A 24665-nucleotide genomic window follows, 5' to 3' on the forward strand; every position below is an offset into this window, starting at 1 on the left:
ACACTCGTTGCGCTAACCTCGTGCCATGCTTGGTCGCAAGAAGGAAAAGAATAAAGGGAAGTTTTCTCTTCGTGCCGCCATAATCATGGGATTGTCGAGTAACTACGAAGAGTTCATGGAGTGGACGGTCGATCCTTCTAAAGGGGACTTCAGCCACGTTGAAACGGGCGCACTCCCGGTTGAGCTGGGCCTTGGTATTTCGCTCATGATGCCGTTCGGTGAAAGTGAACCGACACCGGTGGATGCGCCCCCAAAGGTCGTGGCGGCGCAGAGCACGCCGGAGGAGCAAGGGCTGTTCGCGATGATCGCCACCATGTTGGAACAGCAGTGGGGCATTACGTCCAGCGACGAGCTGTTGGAAGCGGTGTCCTTTCTGCTGTCCAACCCGATCGATGCGGAGTATGTCGCGTTGCGCCCCTACATTCAGCAGCTTGCGGATCTGCCTGTGAAGGAACGCGATAATGCAGTCCCGCAGATCGCAGAGATGGCGGTGGCTGACTTCCGGCAAACTGAGATTCCAGAAGATGTCGTTCGGGAGGGGCTCGAAAGCTGGCTGGATTTGTACACCCAAGAGCACAACGAGTGCCTGATTCCGCAGAAGCTTCCGAGCAGTCTCGCGGGGTGGGAAATTGGACGCGCTGCGCGCGTAGCCCGAATGGGCTGCATAGTCGGGATGATCGATCCGGATCAGTACGTGAATATTTCCTCAACTGCGCTTACTCTCACCAGGGAATATTCGGAGAGCTGGCGCGACCACGTGGACCAGTTCCTTCTCGGCCGCGCGAAGTGGCAGGAATTTCTGGATGAAGAAACCCTGGACCACCGCGACATGATGCATGTGCGGTTGCAGCACCCTGATTCAATGTGGTTCAAATACCCGCTGCACGGCGACTACAGAACGGAGCCGAACTCCTAGATTCGCGACGGGTAGTTAAATCTCGTAGTTGCCGCGCTGCTTGGCCAGGTCCGTCGCGGACGGGGTCTGGTCGGCGAGCGTGATAAAGTTGCGCAGGATGTGGCCCATCTGCCGGGTTTCCACGAGGAAGGCGTCGTGGCCGACGGGGGAGACGATCTTATTCATGGCCAGCAGGTTTCCGATATTGCGGGACAGGTGCTCCTGTTGGTGGAACGGGTAGAGGATGTCGGTGTCCACGCCCACGACCATGGTGGGCACGCTGATCTGCGCCAGCGCGCGGTTGAGCCCGCCGCGTCCGCGTCCGATGTCGTGGCGGGAAAGGGACTCGGTGATGGCGACATAGGAGCCGGCGTCGAAACGCTTGACCAACTGCTCGCCCTGATAGTCGAGGTAGCTCTGCACAGCGAAGCGCTGGTGCTCGTCGCGGTAGGCGCCTAAGGGGTTCTCCCCGGGTTGGGACATGGTGCCGAAGCGCTCGTCGATCTCCTGCTCGCCGCGGTAGGTCAGGTGCGCGATGCGGCGGGCGGCGGCAAGCCCGGCGTCGGGGGCGCGGCCGGTGCCGTGGTAGTCGCCGCCCTGCCAGTCCGGGTCGCGCACGATCGAGGTGATCTGTGCGGTCTGAATACCGATCTGCCACGCGGACGCGCGGGCGGACATGGCGATCACGCAGGCGTAGTTCGCCCAATCCGGGTACATCAGCGTCCACTCGAGGGCACGTGCGCCGCCCATGGATCCGCCGACGAGCGCGTGCATGCTGTTGATACCGAGGGTCTCCAAGAACTGTGCCTCAGCGCGCACCTGGTCGCGAATGGAGATGGCAGGGAAACGCGACCCCCATGCGCCGCCATCAGGGTGCTCGCTCGACGGGCCGGTCGATCCGGAGCAGCCACCGAGAACATTCGTGCACATGACGCAGAAGCGGTCGGTGTCCAGCGGCGCGCCGGGGCCGATGAGGTCCTCCCACCACCCGGCGGCATTGGAATCGCCGGTCAGGGCGTGCTCGACCAGGATGAGGTTGTTGCGGCCGTGGGGGTCGCCGGTGAAGGCGCCCCAACGTCGATAAGCGATGCTCACATTGTGGATCGTCGCGCCGGCTTCTGTGCGCACGTCCCCGATCTTCTGGGTGGCGAGCTCGCCTTCGGGCGGGAGGTTGATCATGCGATGGCCTCGAAGCCGCGGTCGAGGTCCGCCAAGATGTCGTCGATGTCTTCGATACCGACAGACAGGCGGATCGTCGCCTGCGTGATGCCCGCGCGTGTGAGGCCGGCCTCGTTGGACTGAGAGTGCGTTGTGGTGGCCGGGTGGACGACGAGCGAGCGGACATCGCCGATATTCGCCAGGTTGGAGTGCAGCTTCAGCGCGTCGATGAACCTCCATGCCTTCGTCTTGTCATTCGCGTCGCCCTCGAGGTCGAAGGACAGCACGGAACCGGTGTACCTCAGGCCGAGCTTCTCCTTCGTTGCGTAGTGCGGTGAATCCGGCAGGCCCGCGAAGTTCACGTGCGCGACCTCGTCCTTGCCCGCAAGGTATTCAGCGACCTTCAGCGCATTCGCATTGTGCTTATCGACGCGCAGGCCCAGCGTGTCCATCCCCTGCAGCGCCACCCAGGCGTTGAACGGTGAAATGGCCGCACCTGTGTCACGGAGGATACCGGCGCGGGCTTTCAACGCGTATGCCGGTGCGCCCAGGTCCGCGTAGACGAGGCCGTGGTAGGCGGGGTCGGGGTTGACGAAGTAGGGGAAGAGCGGTTCGCCGTCGCGGGTGACGGTCCAGTCGAAGGAGCCGCCGTCGATAATTGCGCCGCCGAGGGCTGCGCCGTTGCCGGTGTAGAACTTCGTGGTGGACACGACCACGATGTCCGCGCCGTGCTCGAGCGGGCGCGCGATCGCCGCGGTGGCCATGGTGTTGTCCACGATCAGCGGCACCTGGTTATTGTGGGCGACCTCCGCGACGGCTGGGATGTCCAGCACGTCCGCGATCGGGTTGCCGAAGGTCTCGCCGTAGAGTGCCTTCGTATTCGGCTTGACTTCCGCCTGCCAGCTGGCCGGGTCATCCGGGTTGTCCACGAAGCTGACCTCGATGCCCAGGCGGGGGAGCGTGACCTCGAAGAGTGTCTCCGTGCCGCCGTAGAGGCGCGGAGAGGTGACGATGTGGTCGCCCGCACTCGCCAGGTTCGTGATCGCCGCGGTCTCCGCCGCCATACCGGAGGCGAACGCCACTGCCGCGACGCCACCTTCCAGCGACGCGATGCGGTTCTCCAGCGCCTCCTGTGTCGGGTTGGTGATGCGCGAGTAGATCGGGCCCGGATCAGCCAGAGCGAAACGGTCCTGCGCGTGCTGCGTGTCGTTGAACACGTAGGACGTGGTCATGTAGATCGGCTGGTTGCGCGCACCGGCCTCCGCGTCGACGCTCTGGCCCGCGTGGATCGCGCGGGTGTTGAAGGACCAGTCGCTCGCTGCGCTGTTGTCGTACCGGGTCTTCTGCTCGTTCGTCATGGCACCAAGCTAGGAGTCGGCACGGGAGGCTGCAAGCACTTTTGGGTGCGCCGGAGGGCTGCCGCGGCAGAAATGCGAACCAAGCTGTCTATTTGATGGTGTGGGCTGGCTGGTCTGCGTGAATCTAATTCGGCGGCGGAACCTGTTTGCTGCCGGTGCAGTCTAAAGGGGCATGGCCATAGACAGAAAAAACCAGAAAGAACTTCAGGAATGGGAAGAGAGGAAGGGGGAGCTGAGGGCGGTGATCGTCGATAGGCGGAAGCGTGTGGCCGATGAAGATTTTCAGGGCGACGTTGAGGAGCTCGCTGCCTCGATCTTCTACCCGTTGGACCAGTGGGAGAAACTGACCTACCGCGAGCAACAGTGGCTGCGCGTCGAAGCCGCAGCGATGGTGAGCACGACCGCCATTCTGACCGGGCGGTCCGCCGCGCGGAAACTCGGGATATGGGTCGTGGCAGGCACCGAGGAGAAAGTAGAAGTGAGCCTCCCGTCCCGGGGCGTGTCACGCAGCCGGATGGACTCCGGGAACTACGAATTCCGGCATTCACGCATCCAGCCGAGCGAAGTAGCGGTGTACGAGGGGCATGCAGTCACCGGCCCCATCCGCACCTTCATCGACATCGCCCGCTACCACGGCTTTCTCGAAGGGCTCATCGCCGCCGATTACTTGCTGCGCCGCGGAATCGAGCGCTCCGAGATTCTGCGCGGAATCCAGAAAATGGGGCGCACCAAGGGGATTAAGACTGCGCGCCGGTGCCTTGAACACGCCATCCCGGACTCTGATTCGCCCTACGAATCACTCGCTCGTGGGCTTCTCATCGAAGCCGACATTGGGCCCATCCAGCCCCAGTTCAAAGTGGGGAAATACTCCGTTGACCTGCTCATGGGAAGCTGGCTTGCGATCGAGATCGACGGAGAGAAGAAATACTCCGGCCCCGACGCCGAGAAAGTCCGCCAAGACGAATTCAACCGACAGAAACTCATTGCAAACCGTGGCTATGTGTTCCTCCGCTACGCCCCTTGGTTTGTGCGCAAGTACCCCGACCGGTTCCTCGCCGAGGTGCGCCAGACGCTGGCTGCCAGCGGGCTCATAGGGGAGCGCGTGGCGCAGTAGGGGGCGCAGTGGGATTCAGAAGATGTGAACGCCGGTTGTTAGCCCTCGTTGTTAGCCCCAGTTGTTAACCCCAGTTGTGAACCCCGATGAGGATGTTAACCCCAGAATTTAGTTACCCCAGGTCGGCATTTTCGGCCGTTTTTCGGCGACCAGGGGAAACTAAATTTCGGGGTTAACAACTGGAAATGCACCGCTACGCGGCGCAATGCTGGCGCCAAATGACGCGGTGCAGGCGCCAATCGACGCGGTGCTGGCACGAAAAGCCGAAGCCCGGCCCCGCAATACCAGCGGGACCGGGCCGAAGGGTCGAAACAGGCCGAAGCGGCGTGTAGTTAGTTCTCCAGCTGGTCGATAATCCGGTTGAACGTCTCGGACGGGCGCATGACCTTGGTGACCTTCTCCTCGTCGAACCAGTAGTAGCCGCCGAGGTCGGAGGGGGAGCCTTGGACGTCGAGAAGCTCCTGCAGGATGGTCTCCTCGTTGTCGCGGAGCTCGGCGGCGATCTTCTCGAAGCCGGAGGCGAGCTCGGTGTCGTCGGTCTGCTTGGCCAGCTCGTCGGCCCAGTAGCGGGCGATGAAGTAGTGGGAGCCGCGGTCGTCGATCTCGCCTGCCTTGCGGGACGGGGAACGGCCCTCGTCGAGGAAGGTCTCGATGGCGCGGTCTAGGGTGTCGCCAAGCACGCCGGCGCGGGCGTTGTCGTTCTTCTCCTGCTCGTGGCGGAAGGACTCGGTCAGGGCGAGGTACTCGCCAAGCGAATCCCAGCGCAGGTGGTTTTCGGCTTCGACCTGCTGGACGTGCTTCGGTGCGGAGCCGCCCGCGCCGGTCTCGAACAGGCCGCCGCCGGCCATGAGCGGGACGACGGAGAGCATCTTGGCGGAGGTGCCCAGCTCGAGGATGGGGAACAGATCGGTGTTGTAGTCGCGCAGCACGTTGCCGGTGACGGAAATGGTGTCCTCGCCGCGGCGGATGCGGTCGACGGTGATCTTGGTGGCTTCCTCCGGGGATGCGAAGGAGATGTCCAAGCCGTCGGTGTCCAGGTCGGCGAGCTGCTTCTCGGCGATCTGCTGGATATTGGTGTCGTGGGCGCGCTTCGGGTCGAGCCAGAAAATGGTCTTCATGCCGGACTTGCGTGCGCGGTCGACAGCCAGCTTGACCCAGTCGGCGATGGCGGGGCCGCCGGTGTGGCAGGAGCGCCAGATATCGCCCTTTTCAACGGAGTGCTCCATCAGGACGGTGCCGTCGGAGGAGACGACCTGCATGGTGCCGTCGAAAGGCATCTTGAAGGTCTTGTCGTGGGAGCCGTACTCCTCGGCCTTCTGCGCCATGAGGCCGACGTTGGGGGAGGTGCCCATGGTGGTCGGGTCGTAGGCGCCGTTTGCGCGGCAGTCGTCGATGACGGCCTGGTAGACGCCGGCGTAGGAGGAGTCCGGGATGACGGCCAGGGTGTCTTCTTCCTGGTCGTCGGCATTCCACATGTGGCCGGAGGTGCGGATCATGGCTGGCATGGAAGCGTCGACGATGACGTCGGACGGCACGTGCAGGTTGGTGATGCCCTTGGCGGAGTTCACCTGTGCTAGAGCCGGGCCGTCAGCCATGGCCTTGTCGAAGGCGGCGCGGATTTCCTCACCGTTGTTCAGGTCGTTGAGGCCGGAGTAGATGGCGCCGAGGCCGGATTCGCCGTCGAGGCCGGCCTCGAGAAGCTCGGTGCCGTATTGGTCGTAGACGTCCTTGAAGAAGGCGCGGACGGCGTGGCCGAACAGGATGGGGTCAGAGACCTTCATCATGGTGGCCTTGAGGTGGACGGAAAAGAGGATGCCCTCCTCCTTGGCGCGCTTGACGGCTTCGAGCAAGAACGCGTCGAGCGCCTTGACGGACATGAAGGTCGCGTCGACGACGTCACCGGCGGCGACCTTCACATCGTCGCGGAAGACGCGCTCCTTGTCCTCGCCGACGAGCTTCATGGTCAGCGTGTCGTCCTTGTCCAGGATGACGGACTTCTCGTTGTGGCGGAAGTCGCCGCTCGTCATGGTGGCTACGTTGGTCTTGGAATCAGCGGACCATTCGCCCATGGAGTGCGGGTGCTTGCGGGCGAAGTTCTTCACCGAGCGCGGTGCGCGGCGGTCGGAGTTGCCCTGGCGCAGGACGGGGTTGACGGCGGAGCCCTTCACAGCGTCGTAACGCGCGCGGATGTCCTCCTGCGTCTCGTTGGTGGGGTTTGCCGGGTAGTCGGGGATATCGAAGCCGGCGTCCTGCAGCTCCTTGATCGCCTTGCGCAGCTGCACGAGCGATGCGGAGATATTCGGCAGCTTCACGATATTGGCGTCGCGGGTGCCCGCCAGCTCGCCGAGCTCCTCCAGGAAGTCAGGTACCCGCTGGTCGTTGCCCAGGTAGTCGGGGAATTGCGCGAGGATGCGGCCGGCGAGGGAGATGTCGTAGGTCTCCACGTCGACGCCTGCGTTGGAGGCGAATGCTTCGACGATCGGTTTGAGGGAGTAGGTCGCTAGAAGCGGGGCTTCGTCCGTCTTGGTCCAGATGATTTTGGCCATGGGTCACCTCAAATAATCAGAATGTTCTATTTCTCAATGTGTCAGCCCACCAGCGTACCCACTAACCTTTTGGTCCGCCGACTAGGCTCCGTGCACCGCACGGTAAGGTGGGCCCGCATGAGCCTCACTATCGCATCCGTCAACGTCAACGGCATCCGCGCGGCCACGAAGGTGCGCAACGAGAACAATCCGGGCATGCTCGCCTGGCTCGAGGAGACATCGGCTGATGTGGTGCTAATGCAAGAGGTCCGGGCGACTCAGGAGCAGTCGGAGAAGGCGCTCGCGCCCGCGATCGAGCAGGGTTGGCACGTCTATTTCGCGCCCGCCGCGGCGAAGGGGCGCGCAGGCGTCGGCATCGCGTCGCGCACACCGCTTTTAAACGTCCGCATCGGCATCCCCGAGTTCGAGGATTCCGGCCGCTTCATCGCGGGCACGCTTGACGACGGCACCGTGGTCTCCTCCCTCTACCTCCCCTCCGGCAGCACCGGAACGGAGAAGCAGGACGAGAAGTGGCGCTTCTTGGACCAGTTCGAGCCGTTGCTCAACCAGTGGGCTGAAGAGAATAAGGACATGGTGATCGGCGGTGACTGGAATATCTGCCACCGCCGCGAGGACCTGAAGAACTGGAAGGGCAACCAGAAGTCCTCCGGTTTCCTGCCGGGGGAGCGCGCGTTCATGGACTCTGTCTTCGGCTGCTTCCCGGATGATGAGGCGCAGGACGTGGACGCCAAGGACGAGGCCGGTTTCTTCGGCGCTGTTGAATATGTCAGCGACCTCCGCCGCGCCGCCTGCGCCGAGCCCCGCTGGTTCGATGTGGCCCGCCGCCTGCAACCCGATGATGCTCCTTATACCTGGTGGACCTACCGCGGCCAGGCATTCAACAACAATGCGGGCTGGCGCATCGACTACCAGGCCGCCACCGCCAGCATGCTCGAGCGCGCTCAGCGCACCTGGGTGGAAAAGGCTGCGACGGTGGAGGAGCGCTGGTCCGACCACTCGCCGCTGCTCGTCGAGTACAGCTAGGAGCTACCGGTTCGCCGCAGCCCCCGGCGAAATGACGTTGAGGCCGCTGTTCTCTGCGGCCTCTGCAATGCGGTGGTCGTAGGTCACCATCGTGGTGCAGCCGCCCAGCATTGCGGCGGAGATGTGAATTGCGTCGAGCGACCTGAGGTGTTTTCCGGGGAGGGTGCCGGCGTGTTGGAAGGCCAGCCGATCGAGGTCGAAAATCTGAAGGCGGAATAGCAGATCGTTGACCGATGATGCGTCGAGTGAGGCGCGTCTTTGGCGGGCGCGGTTGAGCTCGGTGACGAGCAGCGTCGACGACGTGAGAAGAGGTTTCTCAGTGTCGATGGCCTCGACAAAGGCCGGAGATTCCTCTTCGAACACGAGCAGTTTCATTGCCGCAGATGTGTCTAAATACCAAGTGTCCATCGCGGCTACAGCCTTTTTTCCCGGAGACCATCGAGCAGTTCTGCAGTGCTGATATCGAGCTTGATCATGTTCTCGGTATTGAAGATCTGCGGCTTCGACGGCGGGGTGTAGGTCAACCGTGAACGGTAGGGCCCACGGAGGCCGGTCAGGCGGGCGACTGGGCGCCCGCGGTTGGTGATGATGAATTCGGCGCCCTGCTCTACTTCGCGCAGGATCCTGCTGCTGTCGTTGCGCAGTTCACGCTGCGGGATCGTGCGCGGCTCGGAAGGGGAGCTGGGGCCGTCGGTTGTGGGAGTGTGTGGAGTGGGTTCGGACGGATCGGACGAGTTGGGAACTGGTGCGGTAGACATGCTACGAGCGTAGCAACAGGGGCGAACCATGCGGAAGGGTTCGGTAGCGGGGCTGGTGGACAGCGCGGGGCGCGAGACCTTGATAAGCGGTGGTTCGCTCGGTCGCTAGACTGTTGCCCATGACTGCTGCTGACAACGCTTCCGCATCCGAATCCCAGAACCAGACCGGCGCAGGATCCAAGCGGGTCCTGTCGGGCATCCAGCCGACGGCGGACTCGTACCACCTGGGCAATTACCTGGGGGCGCTGAAGCAGTGGATTGACCTGCAGGACGACTACGAGGCGTTCTACTTCATCCCGGATCTGCACGCGATCACGGTGCAGCAGAACCCGGAGGAGCTGCGGGAGCGCACGCTCAAGGGCGTGGCGCAGTTGATCGCGCTGGGCATTGACCCGGACAAATCGACGCTGTTCGTGCAGTCGCACGTGCCGGAGCACGCGGAACTGACGTGGGTGCTGCAGTGCCTGACGGGCTTCGGCGAGGCCAGCCGCATGACGCAGTTCAAGGACAAGTCGCTAAAGCAGGGCCAGGACCGCACGTCGGTGGGCCTGTTCACCTACCCGGTGCTGATGGCGGCGGATATTTTGCTGTACTCGCCGCAGTTGGTGCCGGTGGGCGAGGATCAGCGTCAGCACCTGGAGCTCACCCGCACCCTGGCGGAGCGCTTCAACGGCCGTTACGGAAAGACGTTCGTGGTGCCGGAGGGTTTCATCCCGGAGGGCTCGGCGAAGATCTACGACCTGCAGGAGCCGACGTCGAAGATGAGCAAGTCTGGGTCGAACCCGAAGGGCATTATTAATTTGCTCGACGAGCCGAAGACCTCGGCGAAGCGCATCAAGTCCGCGGTGACGGACAACGACGGTGTCATCGCGTTCGACCGCGAAGGTAAGCCAGGCGTGTCCAACTTGTTGGCTATCCAGTCGGCGTTGACGGGCAACAGCATTGATTCGATCGTCGCGGGCTACGAGGGCCAGGGCTACGGCGCGCTCAAGGGCGACACAGCGGATGCGCTCGAGGCGTTCACCACGCCGCTGCGCGCCCGCTACGACGAGCTGATGGCTGACCGCGCGCAGCTCGAGGACATTCTCGCCCGCGGCGCCGCCCGCGCCCGCGAGATCGCGCAGCCTCTGCTCGCGGACGTCTACGAGAAGACGGGCTTTCTCGTTCCCCGTCGCTAGAAGCACGCTTATCGACGGCGGCGTGAACCCCACCCTCCCCACACCGGCCCGGCACCTCCCGCCACGCCATTACGGCGCAGGTGTCGGGCCGGTGCTTTACCATGTATGAGCGAAACTTAGGAAAGGACTGGAACACCCATGGCAACAGCTACGTCGCCCCGTGAGGGCTTCACGGATGAGCAGGGGATTGAGCGCGCGCACCCGACGCAGCAAGACGGCGGCGCGGTGGAGAAGGTGAAGGAGAAAGCGCCGCCGGTCGCGCACGCGATGCGCATGAACGAGCGCTTCGGGGCGCAGGGCGGCAATCAATTCGCCGCCGGCATCACGTACTTCTCCGTGTTGTCGATCTTCCCGTTGGCCATGCTGCTGTTCGCTGGCATAGGTTTCGTCCTGGCGGCGCGCCCGGACCTGATGGCGCAGCTGCAGGAGCAGATCGCCAACTCGGTCGAGGGCGAGACCGGTGAGATGGTCAATGAGGTCGTTCAAACGGCGATTGACCAGCGTGGCGCCGTCGCCGGCATCGGTTTGCTGACCACGCTGTGGTCTGGCCTGAGCTGGATGAACCACCTGCGCACGGGTATTTCCGCCATGTGGTCGCTGGACGCGAATGAGGGCGGCGGAAACTTCGTCACAAAGAAGCTCGCGGACCTGGTCGCGCTCATCGGCTTGCTCGTGTTGTTTGTGCTGGCCTTCGCGGTCACGGCGGTGGGCTCGTCCAGCCTGACCACCACGGCGATGGAGCACTTCGGCATCGGCAACTTCCCGGGCGCGCGCTTCGTGGTCTGGGTGGCAGGCCTGGTCGCCGGTATCTTCGCCAACTTCTTAGTCTTTTGGTGGATGATCGTGTTCATGCCTCGCACCAAGGTGCCGCTCAAGTCGGGCTTCAAGGGAGCGCTTTTGGGTGCCGTGATTTTCGAGCTGATCAAGCAGTTCTCCACCGTCATCATCGGCTCTGCCACCGGCAACCCGGCGGGCGCGCTGTTCGGCCCGATCATCTCTCTGATGGTCGTGCTGTACCTGGTCTGGCGCGTGGTCCTCTACGTCTCCGCCTGGACGGCGACGACGGAGGAATCTCTCGCGCAGGAGAAGCCGGCGATTCCGGAACCGGCCGTGATCAACGTCCGCGCCGGGATCAACGAGAAGGACAACACCGGCCTTAACCTGGGCATCGGTGCCGCGATCGGCGCTATTGGCGTTGCCGCCGTTTCTTTGCTGACGCGAGACTAAGCCAGGTCGCGAGCCCGGCTAGGGCCAGCACGCCGCTGAAGACGGCGATGCCTTCCCACTGGAGGGTGTCGTCGTCTTCGGCATTTCCGGAGGAGTCTTTTCGGTCCTCGCCGGGGGCATCGGTGACGGGGGTGCCGGTGTTGGAGGGCTCGGCGGTGACGTCGTCAAGCGATGCGATGGCGTCGTCGGACGTGAACTTGTAGCCCTCGTGAATGAGGTCCTGCGATTGCTCCCACGCGCGGCCCTTGTCGATGGTGGTGTCGAGCACGATCGCCATCAACCGCCGGCCGTCGCGCTCGAGCGCGCCGACGAATGTGTGCTTCGCGTCGTCCGTGTAGCCCGTCTTGCCGCCGATACCGTCCGGGTCGTTGAGGTAGAGCTGGTTGTCGTTGTAGACGTCGAAGCCCGGAAGCTCCTCGCCGTCGGGGCCCGTGTAGCCGGGGAAGGGGTACATCTCCGTATTCACGATCTCGCTGAACGTCGGGTTCTGGTACGCCTTCGTGTACGCGATGCCCATGTCCCACGCGGAGGTGGACATGCCAGGGGCGTCCAGGCCCGAGTAGCTCGCGGCGCGGGTGTCTGTCATACCCAGCTCTTGGGCCTTCGCATTGACCTTGCGCAGCGTCTCCTCGTCGCCGCCCAAAACCTGGGCTAGAGCGTGCGCGGCGTCGTTGCCGGAGACCATGAGCAGGCCGTGCATCAGGTCGTCGACCGTGTACGTCCCGTTCGGGCCGAGGCCCACTGCGGACCCCTCCTGGCCGGCGGACTCCTCGCTGACCGTGACCTCTTTGTCCAGCGGTAGCTCGTCGATGGCCACGAGCGCGAGCAGCACCTTGATGATCGACGCGGGGCGGTAGCGCCCGTGCGGGTCTTTCATCGCGATGACATCGCCCGTGTCCGCGTCCGCCACCAGCCACGATGTGGCCAGCACCTTGTCGGAGACCGTGAAGCCGTCCGGCGCGATGACGCCGCAAGGGCCGTCGTATTCGACCGGCAGTGGCGTCGGAGTCGGCATGCCGGGCGCGATGCGCTCCGACGTGCTCACCGGCTCCTGTGGCTGCGTCGCGTTCGGGCACTCGTCGGTGTTCGGGGCTTCCTCGCGCGGGTCCGGGTAGTGCGGCGCGTCCTCGTCGGTGGCTTCGGCCTGGGCGTCTGCGCCGGCCTCGGCGTTTGCCGCGGCACCCGGCGCTCCCGGCTCTTCAGCGGCCGTGACGGCAGTCTCCGCTTCCTGCGCTAGAGCGGCGGGCTGAGCGGGTAGAGTGACCGGCGTGATCGCTGCGGGGGCGATCGCCGCAGCCAGCGCGAGAGAAAGCTTCTTCTTCATCGTGCGATAAGTGTAGGAGCAGGGGTCCGAAATGCGCTTTATGACCCGCTGTGCCCCAGTTTGTATCCGCGGCAACCAAGCGCAGCCTCACCTCAAAAATGCCCTCTCACCTGCGGTAAGTTAGCCTTAACTTGCTTGCGGTGTTGACTAAGGGCCGGGTAGAACTATGGCCATGAGTGAAAAACAGAAAACTTCTGCTGCCGAGGAGCAGCAGGTCACCCCGGATGACCTCGAGAGGAACTACCTCGAGAACGACGGCTCTTCCGAGGTCGAGGTTGAAACCCACGGCATGGGGGAGAAGCTGAACCGTCTCCGCGCAGCCGTGCTCGGCGCGAACGACGGCATCGTTTCCACCGCGGCTGTCGTCGTCGGCGTCGCCGGTGCGACCGACAGCACCCGCGAGATCTTCACCGCTGGCCTCGCCGCCCTCGTAGGTGGCGCAATCTCCATGGCGCTCGGCGAGTACGTCTCCGTCTCCTCCCAGCGCGACGCTGAAAAGGCCGCCGTCGACACCGAGAAAAAACTGCAAGAGCAGGACCCCGAGGCGGAGTTCCGCCACCTGGTCCAGGCGTACAAGAACGACGGGCTATCCCCGGAGACCGCTCTCGCCGTGGCCCGCGAGCGCACCGAATCCGACCCGCTGTCCGCGCACCTGGAGGTCCACTACGGCCTCGACCAAGACGATATCGTCAGCCCGTGGTCCGCCGCGATCGCGTCGTTCCTGTCGTTCTTCGTCGGCGCGTTGCTGCCCCTCGGCGCGATCATGCTTGGCGGCGGCGCCACCACCCGCGTGGCAGTCTGCGTCGTGGTCACCCTGATCGCCTTGGCTGTCACCGGCGCGATGTCCGCGAAGCTCGGCGGTGCCAAGCCGGGCCGCGCTGTCGTCCGCCTCGTTGTCGGCGGCGGGTTGGCCCTGGCTGCGACCTTCGCGGTCGGATCGCTGTTCGGCACCGCGGTCGGGTAGTTCGGGGTGGCTTCCGGTCCGGCGTTGTTCTTGGCGCCGGCTGGAGGGGCTTTTTCAGCGACCTGGAGAAACTACATTTTGGGGTTCACATCTAGTTTTTGGCCGGGGGTTGGGCCTGAGCCTAGCCGGAGCAGCCCAGCCGGAACCTAGCCAGCAGGCCGGGCCCTAGAACCTAGAACTTCGAGAAGCGCTTCACCAGCAGATCCTCGAGCTCGCGCCACCCCTCGGCCTTGTCGGTGAAGGGGGCGGAGGGGACGTAGCCGGCTGCTTCGGTGGAGCCCATCATGTAGGCGAGGTAGTCCTGCATGCGGGGATTGGCGAGCAGGTAGGAGTTGAGCGAGTCGTCGTCGGCCCAGTCGGCGGCGTCGGCCATGAGCTCGTAGGCCTTGGACATTTGCTGGGTGTCGACAGTGTCGACACCCTTCTCGATGTCGGAAGCGATGCCGTTGAGCGAGTAGGAGTTGTCAGGGTGGACGGTGACCTCGAGCTCACCGGCGTTGGCGAGGTTCTGCAGGTCGGACCAGGTGCTCACGCGGGCGAGTTCGTGGTCGTCGTTGTCGACGATCCAGCGCAACATGTGCTTGGTGGTCGGGAAGGTGAAGATCTCGCCGAATTTGCCCAGGAAGACCGGGGCGTCGCCAAGATAAGTGCGCAAGGTGTAGACGCTCTTGCCCTGGACGGTGATCTTGACCGGGTCGATGCCGGCCTCGGCCCAAGCGGAGGAGTCGTACGGGTCGGCCGCGTCGCGGGCCTCCTCGGCGTTCTTTTCGGACTGGGCGCGCTGCTCTTCGCGGGCGGCGGTGGCGGTGGCGATGGATTCGGCGGCGGTGTGGACGCGACCGGCATTCAGCTCGCCGTCGGCGACGACGCGGACGGACTCGTCGAGCGAGGTGACGACGTTTTCCCAGTTGGCCAGCACGGCGCGGCCGACGCCGGACCACTCGTCGAGGCCGGTTGGGCCGGCGTAGTGCTCGTGGCCGCGGTGGACATTGTTCAGGATCGAGTGGGACGCGAAGAAGATGGACGCGTCCTGCGCGGCGGCGACCTCAGCGAGCGAGCGGGAAAGCTGGAAGGTGCGGGAGACCGCGGAGACATTCTCGTGGCTCGGGCGGCCGGCCAGGAAGGACGGCAGACCGACGATGTCGTAGTAATTCTTCTCGCCCGGCACGACACGGTCGTCGCCACCCGACTGGAAGGCGGACCACTTCGGGTGGTCCACCAGGTCATGGTCATCGTGGTCCTCGAGGTAGACGAGGAGCGCTTCGGGGCTATTGAAGACGAGGACGTTGTCGGCGTCGCCGAGGAAGGCCTGCCACTCGGAGCCGCCTTGGCGCCAGGTCGGAGCCCAGAGCGTGTAGAAATCGCCCTCCGTCAATGAGATCTTCACCGGGAGAATCGCGCGCGTAGTCATGGGCACTCACATTACTAAACCCGTGTCCAATTCCTCGAGCTAGGCCGTCGGCCGCCAGAACCCTTTGAACGGCATGCCGATATTGGTGGTGCGCACCGGGTTCATCTGCACGGGGTCACCAGCTTCGACCATCATGCCGTCGCCGGCGTACATGGCGACGTGCCCGGTCCAGACGATGAGATCGCCCGGCTGCAGGTCGTCGTGGCTGACTTGTTGGCCGATGGCCTGGTTTTCAGCGGTGCGCGGGATTTCGACGCCGGCTTGCCGGTAAGCCCAGGAAGTCAGCCCGGAGCAGTCGAATCCGCCGGGCGCGCTGCCGCCCCACACGTAGGGCGTGCCCAGCACGCTTTTCGCCGCGGCGACGGCGGCGCGCCCCGCTTCGCTGTCACCGGCGGGCACAGGCTCGTCGGAGAGATCGGCGGGGGTCACGGAGGGGGCCTCGGCGGCGACCGGCGTCGTCTCCAGAGCCGCAGGCTGCGTGGGAGCGGTGCGCAGCTCTTCCTCGGCGGCCTGCGCGGACGCCGACGGCACGAGCGGGTCGCGCGCCAACGCATCGGCGACCACGGTGTCCAGGCGCTCGATCAGAGGATTCAGGTCCTCTTCCAATGCATCGAGGCGCTTATCGACGTCCGCCAGCGCCCCTCCCGCCAACACCGTCAGCTCTAGGACTGCGCCGAATCCGGCTGGTCCCGCGAGCAGACCCGGCAGAAGCGGGGCGGCGTCAATGAGGAATTGCTTGCCGGTCTGGATGATGTCGGCGGCGGCAGACTCGATGAAGGGGATTGCCTCGGCGATGACGGTTTCGATTTCTCCGCGGTCGGCGGCGAGGTTTGTCGCGGCGCCGAGGAGACGCGACGGGTCCGCGCCGACGAGATCGGCAAGCGCCTGGGCAGAGGCGAACTCGGGAGTGGAGCCGACGGTGATCTCCGGCAGGGGAGTAGGTGCGGCCTCCAGGATGGAGCACAGCACCGGCTCGATCAGGGTGGAGCCGGCGGCGGCAAGCAGCGGCATGAGCCCAAGGCCGGACGCCATCGGGTCAGTCGGTGCGGTGAAGGACGGGGTCGGCGGGGAGGTCGGCGGCGAAAGTGTCAGACTCGCGGTCATGGGTGCAGGGCCTTGAAGGAGTGGGCGGTGGAGACGTCGATAAGCGATGCTTTGTCGCTGAATACCGACATGTTGTCGGCGACGCGGCGTGCTTCATCTGTGAGCAACACAGCTTGGTCGTTTGCGGCAGCCACGGCATTGGTGATCGCGGTGGCGAGGCCGGCGAGCGGGCCGGCGGCCGGCAGCTGCGGCAGGGACGTGGGCGTGAGCGCGTCGGCGTCGGCGCGCAGAGAATCGAGGTTGGTTTCTGTGGCGGCAGTGTCCAAATTCAAAATGTGCATGCCTTATTGGACTGGTTCAAGCGCCGTTCGGTTCCATCGGGCCGGAAATTTCCGCGATAGCATGGGTGCCTATGGAGATCACGATCATCGACCATCCGCTGGCCCAAGCACGTCTGACCCGGCTGCGCGACGAGCGCACGAATAACTCGGGGTTCCGCGCCGCACTGTCGGATCTGGGGGCGATGCTGGTCTACGAGGCGTCGCGCGACCTCGAAGTGGAGACCTACGAGTGCACCACCCCGGTCGGCACGGCGGAAGGGTCGCGGCTGAAGAATCCGCCGATCATCGTGCCGGTGATCCGTGCGGGTCTGGGCCTGGTGGACCCGGCGCTGTCGATGATCCCGGACGCGCAAGTCGGCTTCATCGGCCTGGCGCGCGACGAGGAGACGCATGAGCCGGTGCCGTACCTGGAGGCGCTGCCGGACGACCTGTCGGGCCAGCCGGTGTACCTGGTGGACCCGATGCTGGCCACGGGCGGTTCCCTCGTGCACGCGATTGAGCTGCTCACCGCGCGCGGCGCGGACGACATTACGGTGATCTGCGTTGTCTCGGCGCAGCCGGGTGTGGATCGTCTCGCGGAGATGGGGGTGCCGCTGCGGCTGATCACGGCGGCGGTGGACCCGGCGCTGAACGAGGACGCGTACATCGTGCCGGGTTTGGGTGATGCGGGCGACCGTCTCTACGGACCTCGTAATATTCACCTCTAGTCGTCTTGTGTGGCGCGACTCACACATTTCAATTACCTTCCAAAGCTAAGTGAAAGCTTGAAAACTTAAGGGGGGCTTAGAGTTGGATGAAGTTTTGCCGTCGCGCAATTGGGTGAGTTTCGGGTACAGCCTGTCAGCGCGTCTACGTCTGTTGCGGAATATGAGGGGGATCAGCCAGATGCGTCTGGCTGAATTAGCCGGGCTGTCGCGCAGCCTGGTGTCGAATTTGGAGCGCAACAGCTCCGGCGCGACGCGGTCGTCAGATCCGACGATGAGCACCATTTACCGCCTGGCCTACGCACTGCGCGTGCCGCCTGCGGTACTGCTGCCGGCCGTGGGGGAAGAGGTCGGCGAGCTGTGCTGGGAGGCGCTCGAACGCGTGGTGGAAAAGGCGAAAGATCTTGACACTGAAGAAGGGGAGCGAGAAGTGCGGCGCGAGTGGAGTCAACTGAGCACCACCGTCGCCTGGCCGGCCCGTCCGGAGGACACGAAGCCGTTCGCGTCGAAGAAGTGAGCGCATCCGCCGAAGCGTGTCGGCGGAGTGGACTTCTGCAAAAACCCGGCGATTATTCGCCCCGACTGTCTGTACAGCTTGGTCTAGTTGTACACTTCCACGCAGAGCAGAACTGAATGCGCGCGGACGGCTCGCGGACACTAGTCGGGGCCGGCGCGCAGACGTTGTCAAGGCGAAGGGGAGTGTGCAGGGTGTCAATAGCGGCTCAGATCGACGCATGGTTGGTGGCGCACCGTGACCAGGTCGTGGAGTGGCGCCGCCATCTGCACTCCCATCCGGAGCTGTCCCACGCCGAGATTGAGACGACGCAGTTCATCGCCGGCATCCTCACCGATCACGGTCTTGAGCCGCAGCTCTTCCCCGAAACCGGCCTCTACGTCGACATCGGCCCCGAAAGCAGCGATCGCCTGGGTTTCCGCGCGGACATCGACGCGCTGCGCGTCGAAGAGGTCTCGGGCCTGTCGTTCGCGTCGCGCACCCCGGGCATGTCGCACTCGTGCGGCCACGACGTCCACACCACGATCTGTCTGGCGCTCGCGTGCGCCTTGTCGGAGATCGACTTGCCGTTCGGTATCCGCATCATCTTCCAGCCCGCGGAGGAAGTCATGGACGGTGGCGCGCGCGATGTCATCGAGTGGGGTGGATTGAAGGGTGTGTCCAGCATCTACGCCGTCCACGTGGAGCCGAAGCTGCGCGTCGGCCAGGTGGGCGTGCGCACGGGCGCGATCACGTCCGCCGCCGATGTTTTGCGCATCGACGTCACCGGCCCCGGCGGCCACACCTCCCGCCCCCATTTGACCGCCGATGTGGTCTACACCCTGGGCAGTCTGGTCACCCAGCTGCCGGGCCTGCTCTCGCGCCGGGTGGACCCGCGCACCGGCACCGTCCTCGTCTTCGGCCAGATCGAGGCGGGCTTCGCCGCAAACGCTGTGCCGAAAACAGGCCGCGTCTCCGGCACGATCCGCACCCAGGACATCGGCACGTGGCGCTCACTGGAGCCGCTCATGCGCGAGCTTATCGACGACGTTGTCGCCCCCACCGGCTGCAATTACGAACTGTCCTACACCCGGGGCGTTCCGCCAGTGATGAACGACGACGTGGCCACCGCGGCACTGGCCGGAGCGGCGCAGAACGTCGACCCGCATGCGGTGGTGCAGGCCCCGCAGTCCAGCGGCGGCGAGGATTTCTCCTGGTACCTCGAGCACGTGCCGGGCTCCATGGCGCGACTGGGCTGCTGGCAGGGGGCTGGCCCGAAATACGATCTGCACCGCGGCGACATCATTGTCGACGAGCGCTGCATCGACGTCGGTGTGCGCCTCTTCGGATCGCTGGTCGAACGCTATGAAGGCGGTCTTATCGACCCCGCTTCCCTGTAAGCCCCGCCCAACCCCTGGCCCGGTCGGCGGCATGCGCAGCTGACAGCTACAGTGGACTCCCGGAAACTGTGCAGACGCGAAGCGCAAAGGAGACATGCGTGTCCAAAAAGATCGTGATCATCGGCGGCGGCCCGGGCGGCTACGAAGCAGCGCTCGTTGGTAGTTCGTACGGCGCGGACATCACGTTGGTCGAGGATCTCGGTGTCGGCGGTTCCGGCATTCTGCGCGACGTGGTCCCGTCGAAGGGCTTCATCGCGGGCACGAACATCAAGACCGACCTCCGCCGCGCCGACGCCATGGGTCTCAAGCACGGCCTGGGCGACGTGAACCTGTCGGTCCCAGCGCTCAACAACCGCGTGGTCGCCCTCGCCTCCGAGCAGTCGCGCGATATCCGCAACCAGGTCCAGCGCGCCGGCGTGCACCTGATCAACGGCCGCGGCCGCTTCGCCGAGAAGCAGGAAGGCCACACCACCCACCGCGTCGAGGTAGCGCTTAACGACGGCACCGAGGAGACGATCGACTGCGACATGGTCCTGATCTCCACCGGCGCCTCCCCGCGCGTGCTGCCGAAGGCGAAGCCGGACGGCCGCCGCATCCTGAACTGGCAGCAGATGTACGACCTGATCGAGATGCCGGAGCACCTCGTCGTGGTCGGTTCCGGTGTGACCGGTGCCGAGTTCGTCTCTGCCTACGCCGAGTTGGGCGTGAAAGTGACCATGGTCGGCTCCTCCGACCGCATCCTGCCGCATGACGACGCGGACGCCGCAGACGTGCTGGAGCAGGTCCTGTCCAACCGTGACGTGACCCTGGTGAAGGATGCCCGCGTGGATAGCGTGGAGAACACCGGCGAGGGCGTCATCGTCCGCACCAACGACGGCCGCGAGATCACTGGCTCCCACTGCCTTATGTCCATCGGTTCCATCCCGAACACGAAGGATTTGCGGCTCGAGTCACAGGGTGTCGATGTCACCCCGTCCGGCCACATTCACGTCGACCGCGTCTCCCGCACCAATGTCGCCGGCATCTACGCCGCCGGCGACTGCTCCGATCTCATGCCGCTTGCGTCCGTCGCTGCGATGCAGGGCCGCATCGCCATGTATCACGCGCTGGGTGAGGGAGTGGAGCCGCTGCGCATCCGCACCGTCGGCAACGCCGTGTTCACCCGCCCGGAGATAGCTGCGGTGGGCATTACGGAGCAGCAGATCCACAGCGGCGAGTACTCCGCCGACATCATCAAGCTCGATCTGGCCACCAACCCGCGCGCGAAAATGCGCTCGCTGAAGACCGGTTTCGTGAAGATCTTCGCCCGCAAGGGTTCCGGCCAGGTGCTCGGCGGCGTGATCGTCGCCCCGACCGCTTCTGAGCTGATTCTGTCGCTCACCATCGCCGTGACCAACCACCTCACTGTCGAGCAGCTGGCCAATTCCATGGCGGTCTACCCGTCCCTGTCGGGCTCCATCACCGAGGCCGCCCGCCGCTTGGTGCACAAGACAGACCTGAACTAAGCGCCTGAAACACCAGGCCGAGGGGAAATATAAGAAATATAAGCCGGCGACGACATATAAAGAGTATAAAGAATATAAGCCGTATAAAGGCTGACGCCGAAATCACTCTTCCGCTCCCTCGACCAGGAGGTTCGCCGTGGGTGCATCGCCGCGCAACCCGTTCATTCCCACCTTCGGTGTCTCGCCCAGCGTATTTGCGGGACGAAATTCTGTTGTCGAGTCGTTCGGGCGCGGGCTGGAAGGTGGTGTTGGTGATCCGCGCCGCGCATTGCTTCTGTCGGGTCCGCGCGGCATCGGCAAGACCGTCACCCTGAACGAGCTGGAGGACGAAGCGAAGCGCCGCGGCTGGGTGGTGCTCCGCGCGCAGCCGCACAACCTCGTTCAGCTCTTGGTGGACACTGCGATACCGCATGCGCTGTCGGCGTTGAGCCAGCAGCCGGAGGGGCGCCGCAGGATCACTGGCGTGAATATCGCGGGCATCGGGGGAGTGCGCAGCGAAATCGATGATGGGCACGATCCCGCACCGTCGCTCATCACGGGCCTGAATTCGCTTGCCGACGAAGCCGGCGCCGAATCCGGCATCCTGATTACCGTCGACGAGGTGCAAAGCGCGCCGTCGGACCAACTCTGGGAGCTCACCGCCGCGGTGCAGGACCTGATGCGGGACAACCGCAACATCGCCTTTGCGGCCGCTGGCCTGCCGGAGGGGATCGCCACCTTATTGCAGCACCCGGGCACGACATTTCTGCGCCGCGCGCAGCACTCTAACCTGGGGCCGATGTCTCCGGAGCAGACCGCGGAGGTGCTGTCCCAGACCGCGGAGGCGGGCGGCGCCCTATTCGACAATGAAGCATTGCGCCAGGCGGTGGGAATGAGCCGAGGATATCCGTTCCTGATCCAGCTCATCGGCTTCCATCTTTTCGAACGCGCCGGTAACGGCGGGACGATCGCGGCCGGGGATGTGGAGGCGGTGCGCGACGATGTCCTGGGCACTCTCGGCCAGCTAGTTCACGCACCCGCGCTGAGCGGTGTTCCACCGAAGCAGGAAGAATTTCTCGTCGCGATGGCGAACGTCCAAGAAGATCTGGCGGCAGTGCCGACGGCGGCGATCGCGCGCGAGCTCGGGGCCGCGCCGCAGTCGCTGACCATGGCCCGGCAAGCGCTCTTGAGGCGCGAACTGGTCTACAGCCCGAAGCACGGCTACCTGAACTTCACTATCCCGCACATGGGCCACCACCTGCTGGGGCGGGGCCTGCGCGACAGCGGCTGGGACTAGGCGTTGCCGGACAGAAAGTGGCGGAAGGCGGCCCGCGCGCCTCATTGTTTCGGCATACTAATTAATGGCGCGGAACACAACGGTGTTGCGCAGTGACATGAATCGCGGCGATATTCCCAGGAGGTTTGCTGTCCATGATCGAGCACGAGGTGCGCACACGCAGATCGGCGGAGGAGTTTCCGTACGAGGAACACCTCGCCTACAAGGTGGCCCAGGTGGCGGCGGATCCGGTGGCGGTCCCGGAAGAGGCCGCAGAGATGATCATTAATCGGATCATCGACAACGCCGCCGTCGCAGTGGCTTCGGTGGTGCGCCGGCCGGTGACGTCGGCGAGGGCGATGGCGCAGGCACATCCCGTCGATAAGCATGGCGCTTCTGTTTTCGGTGTGGACGGACGCTTCTCCGCCGAGTGGGCGGCGCTGGCTAACGGCACGGCGGTGCGCGAGCTGGATTACCATGACACGTTCCTGGCCGCGGAGTACTCGCACCCGGGCGACAATAATCCGCCGCTGCTGGCGGTCGCGCAGCACAAGGGGCTGGACGGCAAGGCGCTGATCCGCGGCATCGCCACCGGGTACGAGATCCAGGTGAACCTGGTCAAAGGTATCTCCCTCCACGAATTCAAGATCGACCACGTGGCGCACCTGGGGCCGAGCGTGGCGGCGGGCATCGGCACCATGCTGGAGCTGGACGTCGACACGATCTACCAGTCGGTCGGCCAGGCGCTGCACACGACGACGGCGACGCGCCAGTCGCGCAAGGGGCTGATCTCCTCATGGAAGGCGTACGCCCCGGCCTTCGCCGGAAAGATGGCCATTGAGGCCGTGGACCGCTGCATGCGCGGCGAGGGTGCGCCGGCCCCGATCTGGGAGGGCGAGGACGGTGTCATCGCGTGGATGCTGCACAGCCCGGACCGCACCTACACCGTCCCACTGCCTGCGCCGGGGGAGGAGAAGCGCGCGATCTTGGACACCTACACCAAAGAGCACTCCGCCGAGTACCAGTCGCAGGCGCCGATCGACCTGGCGCGGCGGATGAAGCAGACTATCGCCGACGCCGGGCGGATGACGTCGGAGATCGAGTCAATCGTCCTGCACACCTCGCACCACACGCACTACGTCATCGGCACCGGCGCGAACGACCCGCAGAAAATGGACCCGGCCGCTTCGCGCGAGACGCTCGACCACTCGATCATGTACATCTTCGCCGTCGCGCTCGAGGACGGCACCTGGCACTACCGCGACTCCTACTCGCCGGAGCGCGCCGGACGCCCGGAGACGGTCGAGCTGTGGCACAAGATCTCCACCACGGAGGACCCCGAGTGGACGCGCCGCTACCACTCGACGGACCCGAACGAGAAGGCCTTCGGCGCTAGGGCAGTGATCACGTTCAGCGACGGGGCAGTGATCGAAGACGAGCTGGCAGTGGCAGACGCGCACCCGCTCGGCGCACGGCCGTTCGAGCGCGCCGACTACATCGCGAAATTCCGCGCGCTTGCCGACGGGCTGGTCACCCCGGAAGAGCAGGACCGTTTCATCGTGGCGGCGGAGAACCTGGAAAACCTCACCGATCTGAACGAGCTCAACGTCCGCTTGACCGACGAGGCGCTGGCTACCGCGCCGTCGACGCCGGAGGGCATTTTCTAGAACCTGTCCCAGGGCCTGGCTTCATCCAGGCCCACTTTTTCACCCAAAAATTAGTTTTGTTGAGGAGAGAAACTATGTCGGAGCAACCAGAAATCCGGAAGGGCCTCAACGGCGTCGTCGCCGATTACACCGAGGTGTCCAAGGTCAATCCCGAGACGAACTCGCTGCTATACCGCGGCTACCCGGTGCACGAGCTGGCCAACAACGTCAGCTTTGAAGAAGTGGCCATGCTCTTGTGGAACGGGGAGCTGCCCAACGAGGAAGAATTGCAGGAATTCTACGATGCGGCGCGCAGCCGCCGCGTGCTCGACGAGGAGCTCATCGGCGTCATTGAGGCGATGCCGAAAGACTGCCACCCGATGGACGTCCTGCGCACGGCAGTGTCGTTTCTGGGCACCCGCGACCCGGAGAAATTCACCCCGGATTCCGACCACATCCGCGATATCGCGCTGACTCTACTGGCTAAGCTGCCCACTATTGTCGCGCTGGATATCCGCCGCCGGCGTGGGGAGGGCTACATCGAGCCGGACACGTCCAAGGGCTACGCGGAGAATTTTCTCTGGATGGTCTTCGGCGACGGGGAAGGATCGCCCGCGACGATCGCGTCGGATATCGAGGCTTTCGAGAAGTCGATGATCCTGTACGCCGAGCACTCCTTCAACGCGTCCACATTCACCGCGCGCGTGATCACCTCCACGCAGTCCGACACCTGGTCGGCGGTAACCGGCGCGATCGGCGCGCTGAAGGGGCCGCTGCACGGCGGCGCCAACGAGTTCGTCATGCACAACATGGTTGCCATCGGCGATCCAGCGAAGACTGAAGAGTGGACCCTGAACAAGCTGAAGAATAAGGAGCTGGTCATGGGGTTCGGCCACCGTGTGTACAAGAAGGGCGATTCGCGCGTGCCCACGATGGAGGAGGCCTTCAAAAAGCTCGCCTCCGAGCATCCGGAAAAAGACGGGGCGAAGTGGGTGGAGATGTACGACATTATGGCGAAAACGATGTACGAGAACACGTCCATCAACATCATGCCGAACCTGGATTTCCCCGCGGGCCCGGCGTATTACATTCTCGGTTTCGACATCGAGTTCTTCACCCCGCTGTTCGTCATGGCGCGAATCACCGGTTGGACCGCGCACATCATCGAGCAGTTCGAGAACAACACCATCATCCGCCCGCTGGCCGCATACAGCGGGCCGGCCGAGCGGCACGTCCCCGGTGCGCCGGAAACGTAGGGGAGGTCACAGGGCCGCCGCCATGCCCAGCCTTTAGAATCGTTGGGTGGTAATGCACCTTTCTA

The 24665-nt window shown here is 64.5% G+C and carries 22 protein-coding genes; 13 read left to right on the forward strand and 9 right to left on the reverse strand.

Annotated features, from left to right (window positions below; translation table 11 throughout):
- The first annotated feature begins 25 nt into the window (after positions 1–25).
- Entirely contained in the window at positions 26–916 is an 891-nt protein-coding gene (locus CAPP_RS02065; RefSeq protein ID WP_076599198.1) for a DUF1266 domain-containing protein, read from the forward strand.
- Between the two features lie 15 nt (positions 917–931).
- Here CAPP_RS02065 and metX read toward each other — a convergent pair whose 3' ends face one another.
- Both metX and CAPP_RS02075 read right to left on the reverse strand, forming a co-directional pair.
- Positions 932–2074 carry a homoserine O-acetyltransferase MetX gene (metX, locus tag CAPP_RS02070; RefSeq protein WP_076599199.1) on the reverse strand — a complete coding sequence of 381 codons (1143 nt, stop codon included), beginning with the start codon at positions 2072–2074 and terminating at the stop codon, positions 932–934.
- Positions 2071–3411, reverse strand: a complete 1341-nt coding sequence (locus CAPP_RS02075) for an O-acetylhomoserine/O-acetylserine sulfhydrylase (protein WP_076599200.1) — start codon at positions 3409–3411, stop codon at positions 2071–2073. Before CAPP_RS02075 ends, metX begins: the two co-directional genes overlap by 4 nt.
- Positions 3412–3583: 172 nt before the next feature.
- Here CAPP_RS02075 and CAPP_RS02080 point away from each other — a divergent pair, with 172 nt between their 5' ends.
- Complete coding sequence (locus tag CAPP_RS02080) at positions 3584–4525, forward strand: putative endonuclease domain-containing protein (RefSeq protein WP_076599201.1); 942 nt, start codon at positions 3584–3586, stop codon at positions 4523–4525.
- Between the two features lie 332 nt (positions 4526–4857).
- On the opposite strand, the gene CAPP_RS02085 is transcribed toward CAPP_RS02080, so the two are convergent.
- A complete protein-coding gene (locus CAPP_RS02085; protein ID WP_076599202.1) occupies positions 4858–7071 on the reverse strand; it encodes an NADP-dependent isocitrate dehydrogenase in 2214 nt (737 codons plus the stop codon).
- A 117-nt stretch (positions 7072–7188) separates the two neighbouring features.
- On the opposite strand from CAPP_RS02085, the gene CAPP_RS02090 reads away from it, so the two are divergent.
- Positions 7189–8094, forward strand: coding sequence for an exodeoxyribonuclease III (locus CAPP_RS02090; RefSeq protein WP_076599203.1), 906 nt, complete (start codon positions 7189–7191; stop codon positions 8092–8094).
- Between the two features lie 3 nt (positions 8095–8097).
- Here CAPP_RS02090 and CAPP_RS02095 read toward each other — a convergent pair whose 3' ends face one another.
- Both CAPP_RS02095 and CAPP_RS02100 read right to left on the reverse strand, forming a co-directional pair.
- Positions 8098–8502: a type II toxin-antitoxin system VapC family toxin gene (locus CAPP_RS02095; RefSeq protein ID WP_076599204.1), complete on the reverse strand. Its 405-nt coding sequence runs from the start codon at positions 8500–8502 to the stop codon at positions 8098–8100.
- 5 nt (positions 8503–8507) lie between these two features.
- The gene (locus tag CAPP_RS02100; RefSeq protein ID WP_143313867.1) at positions 8508–8852 is read right to left on the reverse strand and encodes a type II toxin-antitoxin system Phd/YefM family antitoxin; all 345 of its coding nucleotides are present in this window, start codon (positions 8850–8852) and stop codon (positions 8508–8510) included.
- Positions 8853–8971: 119 nt separating this feature from the next.
- Here CAPP_RS02100 and trpS point away from each other — a divergent pair, with 119 nt between their 5' ends.
- Both trpS and CAPP_RS02110 read left to right on the forward strand, forming a co-directional pair.
- On the forward strand, positions 8972–10030 hold the full coding sequence (gene trpS, locus CAPP_RS02105) for a tryptophan--tRNA ligase (protein ID WP_076599205.1): 1059 nt from the start codon (positions 8972–8974) through the stop codon (positions 10028–10030).
- A gap of 138 nt (positions 10031–10168) precedes the next feature.
- On the forward strand, positions 10169–11257 hold the full coding sequence (locus CAPP_RS02110) for a YhjD/YihY/BrkB family envelope integrity protein (protein ID WP_076599206.1): 1089 nt from the start codon (positions 10169–10171) through the stop codon (positions 11255–11257).
- Here the strand turns inward: CAPP_RS02110 and CAPP_RS02115 are convergent.
- The gene (locus CAPP_RS02115; protein ID WP_076599207.1) at positions 11217–12581 is read right to left on the reverse strand and encodes a D-alanyl-D-alanine carboxypeptidase family protein; all 1365 of its coding nucleotides are present in this window, start codon (positions 12579–12581) and stop codon (positions 11217–11219) included. The two genes, CAPP_RS02110 and CAPP_RS02115, sit on opposite strands and share 41 nt — an antisense overlap.
- A 289-nt stretch (positions 12582–12870) precedes the next feature.
- On the opposite strand from CAPP_RS02115, the gene CAPP_RS02120 reads away from it, so the two are divergent.
- On the forward strand, positions 12871–13545 hold the full coding sequence (locus tag CAPP_RS02120) for a VIT1/CCC1 transporter family protein (protein WP_076599249.1): 675 nt from the start codon (positions 12871–12873) through the stop codon (positions 13543–13545).
- Positions 13546–13717: 172 nt separating this feature from the next.
- On the opposite strand, the gene CAPP_RS02125 is transcribed toward CAPP_RS02120, so the two are convergent.
- Genes CAPP_RS02125 through CAPP_RS02135 form a run of 3 tightly spaced genes read right to left on the reverse strand, consistent with a single transcriptional unit; the run spans position 13718 to position 16341 of the window.
- Positions 13718–14956: a SatS C-terminal domain-containing protein gene (locus tag CAPP_RS02125; protein ID WP_076599208.1), complete on the reverse strand. Its 1239-nt coding sequence runs from the start codon at positions 14954–14956 to the stop codon at positions 13718–13720.
- A 39-nt stretch (positions 14957–14995) separates the two neighbouring features.
- The gene (locus tag CAPP_RS02130; RefSeq protein ID WP_234958846.1) at positions 14996–16060 is read right to left on the reverse strand and encodes a C40 family peptidase; all 1065 of its coding nucleotides are present in this window, start codon (positions 16058–16060) and stop codon (positions 14996–14998) included.
- Positions 16057–16341 (reverse strand): hypothetical protein, encoded by a 285-nt coding sequence (locus CAPP_RS02135; RefSeq protein WP_076599209.1) that lies wholly within the window; start codon positions 16339–16341, stop codon positions 16057–16059. Before CAPP_RS02135 ends, CAPP_RS02130 begins: the two co-directional genes overlap by 4 nt.
- 71 nt (positions 16342–16412) lie before the next feature.
- Here CAPP_RS02135 and upp point away from each other — a divergent pair, with 71 nt between their 5' ends.
- The 7 genes from upp (at position 16413) to CAPP_RS02170 (ending at position 24600) form a co-directional block, all read left to right on the forward strand.
- Entirely contained in the window at positions 16413–17048 is a 636-nt protein-coding gene (upp, locus tag CAPP_RS02140; protein ID WP_076599210.1) for a uracil phosphoribosyltransferase, read from the forward strand.
- A gap of 82 nt (positions 17049–17130) precedes the next feature.
- Positions 17131–17562 carry a helix-turn-helix domain-containing protein gene (locus tag CAPP_RS02145; RefSeq protein ID WP_076599211.1) on the forward strand — a complete coding sequence of 144 codons (432 nt, stop codon included), beginning with the start codon at positions 17131–17133 and terminating at the stop codon, positions 17560–17562.
- A gap of 191 nt (positions 17563–17753) precedes the next feature.
- The gene (locus tag CAPP_RS02150) at positions 17754–18938 is read left to right on the forward strand and encodes an amidohydrolase (RefSeq protein WP_076599212.1); all 1185 of its coding nucleotides are present in this window, start codon (positions 17754–17756) and stop codon (positions 18936–18938) included.
- 98 nt (positions 18939–19036) lie between these two features.
- Positions 19037–20443, forward strand: a complete 1407-nt coding sequence (locus tag CAPP_RS02155; RefSeq protein ID WP_076599213.1) for an NAD(P)H-quinone dehydrogenase — start codon at positions 19037–19039, stop codon at positions 20441–20443.
- Between the two features lie 136 nt (positions 20444–20579).
- The gene (locus tag CAPP_RS02160) at positions 20580–21719 is read left to right on the forward strand and encodes an ATP-binding protein (RefSeq protein WP_076599214.1); all 1140 of its coding nucleotides are present in this window, start codon (positions 20580–20582) and stop codon (positions 21717–21719) included.
- Positions 21720–21853: 134 nt separating this feature from the next.
- Positions 21854–23365 carry a 2-methylcitrate dehydratase PrpD gene (gene prpD, locus CAPP_RS02165; RefSeq protein WP_076599215.1) on the forward strand — a complete coding sequence of 504 codons (1512 nt, stop codon included), beginning with the start codon at positions 21854–21856 and terminating at the stop codon, positions 23363–23365.
- A gap of 74 nt (positions 23366–23439) precedes the next feature.
- Positions 23440–24600, forward strand: coding sequence for a bifunctional 2-methylcitrate synthase/citrate synthase (locus CAPP_RS02170; RefSeq protein WP_076599216.1), 1161 nt, complete (start codon positions 23440–23442; stop codon positions 24598–24600).
- The last annotated feature ends 65 nt before the right edge of the window (positions 24601–24665 follow it).

This window comes from Corynebacterium appendicis CIP 107643 (assembly GCF_030408415.1).
GTDB classification, from domain to species: Bacteria; Actinomycetota; Actinomycetes; order Mycobacteriales; family Mycobacteriaceae; genus Corynebacterium; species Corynebacterium appendicis.

Coding starts and splice junctions, on each gene's coding strand:
- CAPP_RS02065 (WP_076599198.1), top strand. CDS start 26: ATGCTTGGTCGCAAGAAGGAAAAGAATAAAGGGAAGTTTTCTCTTCGT.
- metX (WP_076599199.1), bottom strand. CDS start 2,074: ATGATCAACCTCCCGCCCGAAGGCGAGCTCGCCACCCAGAAGATCGGG.
- CAPP_RS02075 (WP_076599200.1), bottom strand. CDS start 3,411: ATGACGAACGAGCAGAAGACCCGGTACGACAACAGCGCAGCGAGCGAC.
- CAPP_RS02080 (WP_076599201.1), top strand. CDS start 3,584: ATGGCCATAGACAGAAAAAACCAGAAAGAACTTCAGGAATGGGAAGAG.
- CAPP_RS02085 (WP_076599202.1), bottom strand. CDS start 7,071: ATGGCCAAAATCATCTGGACCAAGACGGACGAAGCCCCGCTTCTAGCG.
- CAPP_RS02090 (WP_076599203.1), top strand. CDS start 7,189: ATGAGCCTCACTATCGCATCCGTCAACGTCAACGGCATCCGCGCGGCC.
- CAPP_RS02095 (WP_076599204.1), bottom strand. CDS start 8,502: ATGGACACTTGGTATTTAGACACATCTGCGGCAATGAAACTGCTCGTG.
- CAPP_RS02100 (WP_143313867.1), bottom strand. CDS start 8,852: ATGTCTACCGCACCAGTTCCCAACTCGTCCGATCCGTCCGAACCCACT.
- trpS (WP_076599205.1), top strand. CDS start 8,972: ATGACTGCTGCTGACAACGCTTCCGCATCCGAATCCCAGAACCAGACC.
- CAPP_RS02110 (WP_076599206.1), top strand. CDS start 10,169: ATGGCAACAGCTACGTCGCCCCGTGAGGGCTTCACGGATGAGCAGGGG.
- CAPP_RS02115 (WP_076599207.1), bottom strand. CDS start 12,581: ATGAAGAAGAAGCTTTCTCTCGCGCTGGCTGCGGCGATCGCCCCCGCA.
- CAPP_RS02120 (WP_076599249.1), top strand. CDS start 12,871: ATGGGGGAGAAGCTGAACCGTCTCCGCGCAGCCGTGCTCGGCGCGAAC.
- CAPP_RS02125 (WP_076599208.1), bottom strand. CDS start 14,956: ATGACTACGCGCGCGATTCTCCCGGTGAAGATCTCATTGACGGAGGGC.
- CAPP_RS02130 (WP_234958846.1), bottom strand. CDS start 16,060: ATGACCGCGAGTCTGACACTTTCGCCGCCGACCTCCCCGCCGACCCCG.
- CAPP_RS02135 (WP_076599209.1), bottom strand. CDS start 16,341: ATGCACATTTTGAATTTGGACACTGCCGCCACAGAAACCAACCTCGAT.
- upp (WP_076599210.1), top strand. CDS start 16,413: ATGGAGATCACGATCATCGACCATCCGCTGGCCCAAGCACGTCTGACC.
- prpD (WP_076599215.1), top strand. CDS start 21,854: ATGATCGAGCACGAGGTGCGCACACGCAGATCGGCGGAGGAGTTTCCG.
- CAPP_RS02170 (WP_076599216.1), top strand. CDS start 23,440: ATGTCGGAGCAACCAGAAATCCGGAAGGGCCTCAACGGCGTCGTCGCC.